This window comes from Pseudonocardia pini (assembly GCF_013870575.1).
Classification (GTDB): Bacteria; Actinomycetota; Actinomycetes; order Mycobacteriales; family Pseudonocardiaceae; genus Pseudonocardia; species Pseudonocardia pini.
The window spans coordinates 1-1,895 of record NZ_JACBXB010000935.1; the positions used below are offsets into that span (position 1 = coordinate 1).

2 protein-coding genes are annotated in these 1,895 nt (G+C 74.2%); both read right to left on the reverse strand.

The annotated features are described in order from the left end of the window. On the reverse strand, positions 1-593 hold a 593-nt coding region (locus H5J29_RS31020; protein ID WP_181784494.1), incomplete at its 3' end, for a CaiB/BaiF CoA transferase family protein. Beyond that, a partial coding sequence (locus H5J29_RS31025) for an enoyl-CoA hydratase-related protein (RefSeq protein ID WP_220188158.1) occupies positions 590-1,895 on the reverse strand: 1,306 nt, incomplete at its 5' end. The genes H5J29_RS31025 and H5J29_RS31020, both read right to left, overlap by 4 nt.

Here is a 1,895-nt window from a genome sequence, read left to right on the forward strand (position 1 = left end):
AGCGAGACCGACACCGCGGGCGCGCGGGCGCTCGTGGCGCGGGTGAGCAGGGCGGTGAGGATGCCGGAGTAGGCGTACATCCCCGCCGCGACGTCGGCGACCGAGATCCCCACCCGCACCTGGTCGGCCGGGGTCCCGGTCACGGCCATCAGCCCTGCCTCCGCCTGGACCAGCAGGTCGTAGGCCTTCCGGTCCGCCCAGGGGCCGTCCGCGCCGAACCCGGAGATGTCGCAGACCACGAGCCGGGGGTGGCGGGCCGCGAGCTCCGCCGCCCCGAGCCCCATCCGGGCCGTGGCCCCGGGGGCGAGGTTCTGCACGAACACGTCGGCCGCGGCGAGGAGCTCGTCGAGCACCGCGCGCCCGGCCGGGTCCTTGAGGTCCAGCGTCAGGGACTCCTTGGACCGGTTGAGCCACACGAAGTAGCTCGACGTGCCGTGCACCGCCTCGTCGTAGCCACGGGCGAAGTCGCCCGCGCCGGGCCGCTCGACCTTGATCACCCGGGCGCCGAGGTCGGCGAGCTGGCGGGTGGCGAAGGGCGCGGCGACGGCCTGCTCCAGGCTGACGACCGTGGTCCCCGCCAGCGGCAGGCTCACCGGAACCGCTTCTCGGCGCCGCCCCGCGGGGTCAGTCGCTCCCGGCCGAGGTTGCCGATCTGGGCATAGGCCAGCCCGTGGCGCGCGGCGAGCGACGGCGGCTGGTCCAGTGACTCCCAGATCGCCCGCACGGTGCCCTGGATCGCCTGCGGGCGCCTGCTCGCGATCTCGTCGGCGAGCCGCCGGGCCGTGGGCCACAGCTGCTCGCGTGGCACGACCTCGGTGACCAGGCCCAGCCGCAGCGCGGTCGCGGCGGTGAGCCGCTCCTCGTTGCCCGCCAGTGCCCAGCGCAGGACGTCCCCGAGCGGCACCCCGCGCCGGAGCATGCCCATCGGTTCCAGCGCGGACACCATGCCCCCGTTGGCGTGCGGGTCGAAGAAGGTGGCGTCCTCGGAGCAGATCACGATGTCCGACTCGTTGAGGAAGTACATCCCGCCCCCCGCGGCCATGCCGTGCACCGCCGCGATCACCGGCTTCCACACGCCGTGGGCGCGCGGGCTCAGCGCCGCGCCCGGGTCCTCCTGGTTCCACACGTTCTGGTCGCTCCACCAGGGTCCCTCGCGTACGTCGAGGCCGGTGCAGAAGGCCCGGTCCCCGGCGGCCCGCAGGACCGCGACGTGCACGTCGTCGTCGTCTCGGACGTGCCGCCAGATCCGGGCGACCTCCTCGGTCATGGTGCGGTCGAAGCTGTTGAGCCGGTCCGGCCGGTTCAGCGTGAGCGTGGCGACGTGGCCGTCCACGGTGTACTCGACGGTGCCCAGGCCGCCGAGCGGCTCCCGGACGACGGCGGCGGGCGGCGGCGCGAACCGGGCCTGCAGGTCCCGCTTGACGACCTTGCCCATCGCGTTGCGCGGCAGCTCGGCCACGACCTCCAGCTGCTCCGGGAACTTGCGCGTGGACAGCCCGTGCGCCCCGAGGTGCTCGGTCAGCGAGGCCAGGGTGGGCGGGGCGGCGGGGTCGGTGGCGACCACGACCGCGCAGGCCCGTTCGCCGGTGTCCTCGTCCGGGAGGCCGATCACCGCGACGTCCGCCAGCCCGGGGTGGTCGGCGAGCAGCTCCTCCACCTCGCGGGCGGAGATGTTCTCCATCTTGCGGATGATGACGTCCTTGATCCGCCCGGTGACGGTCACCGTGCCGGTGGGGCTCACGGTCCCGAGGTCGCCGGAGCGGAAGTAGCCGTGCTCGTCGAAGGCCTGCTCGTCCAGCGAGGGGTCGACGTACCCGAGCATCAGCTGCGGGCCGCGGACCCGGAGCTGATGCTCGCTGCCGAGCGCGACCGAAACCTGTGGAGCGCAACGCCTG